A 1909-nucleotide genomic window follows, 5' to 3' on the forward strand; every position below is an offset into this window, starting at 1 on the left:
CGCATCCAGCCCGGCCTCATGATACTGTGCGGCCTGGGTGTTGTGATCGATGAAGCGGTCGGGCAGGGTCATGGGGCGGAAGCGCACGCGGTCCAGCAGGCCGGTTCTGGCCAGATGGGTCATGACAAAGCTTGCGAATCCGCCAACCGATCCTTCCTCGACCGTGATCAGCACGGCGTGGTTGCGCGCGAGCTGCTCGATCAGTGCGGTGTCGATCGGCTTGGCGAAGCGGGCGTCGGCCACGGTGGGGGACAGGCCCTGGGCTGCCAGCATGTCGGCGGCCTTCAGCGCATCGGCCAGCCTCGGCCCAAGCGACAGGATGGCGATGCCGCCCTGTTCCGGCCCGGACTGGCGGGTCATTTCGCGCACGATTCGCCCACGCCCGATTTCAAGGATCTGACCGGCTTCCGGCAGTTCCAGCCCGAGCCCCGGGCCACGCGGGTAACGCAGGCCAAGCGGGCCTTCGTCAAATGCGATGGCGGTCGCGGTCATGTGCTGCAGTTCCAGCTCGGTGCTGGGCGCCATCAGCGTGATGCCCGGCAGGCAGCCAAGGTAGGCGATGTCGAACGAACCCGCATGCGTCGCGCCATCGGCCCCCACCAGCCCCGCGCGGTCGATGGCGAAGCGCACCGGCAGCTTCTGCAGCACCACGTCATGCATCACCTGGTCATAGGCGCGCTGCAGGAAGGAGGAATAGATGGCGCAGAACGGGCGCAGCCCCTCGGTCGCCATGCCGGCGGCAAACGTCACGGCATGCTGTTCGGCAATGCCCACGTCAAAGAAGCGGTCGGGATAGAGCCTGGCGAACTTGTCCAACCCCGTGCCCGAGGGCATGGCGGCGGTAATCGTGACGATCCTGTCGTCGGTCGCGGCCTGACGGACCAGCTCCTTCGAAAAGACCGAAGTGTAGCTGGGCGGGCCGGACGGGCCCTTCTTCTGCTCACCGGTCACGACATTGAATTTCGAGACCGCGTGATACTTGTCACCCGCCGATTCGGCCGGGCTGTAGCCATGGCCCTTTTCGGTAATCACATGCAGCAGCACGGGGCCGACATCCTCGGCGTCGCGCAGGTTGCGCAGGATGTGGACCAGCTGGTTCATGTCATGGCCGTCAACGGGGCCGACATAATAGAAGCCCAGTTCCTCGAACAGCGTGCCGCCGGTCATGATGCCGCGCGCGTATTCATCCGCCTTCTTCGCCGTGCGTTCCAGGCGGCCGGGCAGGCGCTTGGCCATCTTGGCGGCGAGTTCGCGTAAGGACAGGAACTTGCGCGAGGACATGAGGCGCGAGAGGTAGTTCGACATCGCGCCCACGGGGGGGGCGATCGACATCTCGTTATCGTTCAGCACCACGATCAGGCGTTCGGCGCCCGGGCCGCAATGCGACGCATTGTTCATGGCCTCGTACGCCATGCCCGCCGAGATCGAGCCATCGCCGATCACCGCGATCACGTTGCGCTCGCGGTAGGAAGGATCTTCCTCCGCGCGCAGGTGATGGGCGACGGCCATGCCGAGGCCGGCGGAAATGGAGGTCGAGGAGTGCGCCGCGCCAAACGGGTCGTATTCGCTCTCGCTACGCCGCGTAAAGCCCGAAAGGCCGCCCGGCTGGCGCAGGGTGCGGATACGGTCGCGCCGCCCGGTCAGGATCTTGTGCGGATAGGCCTGGTGGCCCACGTCCCAGATCACCCGGTCATCGGGTGTGTCGAACACGGCATGGAGCGCGACGGTCAGTTCAACCACGCCCAGCGACGCGCCAAGGTGCCCGCCGGTGGTGGACACGGCATCGATCGTCTCGGACCGCAGTTCATCCGCCAGCTGCTTCAGCTGCTCCACCGAAAGGTTGCGCATGTCATGCGGCGCGCGCACCCGGTCAAGCTGGGGGTAACGCCCAAGGGTCGGAATCGCGGGC

The 1909-nt window shown here is 66.2% G+C and carries 1 protein-coding gene; it reads right to left on the minus strand.

Annotation, left to right across the window (positions count from 1 at the left end):
* Positions 1 to 1902 (minus strand): 1-deoxy-D-xylulose-5-phosphate synthase (gene dxs / locus MSKU9_RS17700; RefSeq protein WP_141262653.1); only part of this gene is annotated, 1902 nt, incomplete at its 3' end.
* Positions 1903 to 1909: the final 7 nt, after the last annotated feature.

The sequence above is a fragment of the Komagataeibacter diospyri genome (assembly GCF_006538165.1).
GTDB lineage: Bacteria > Pseudomonadota > Alphaproteobacteria > Acetobacterales > Acetobacteraceae > Komagataeibacter > Komagataeibacter diospyri.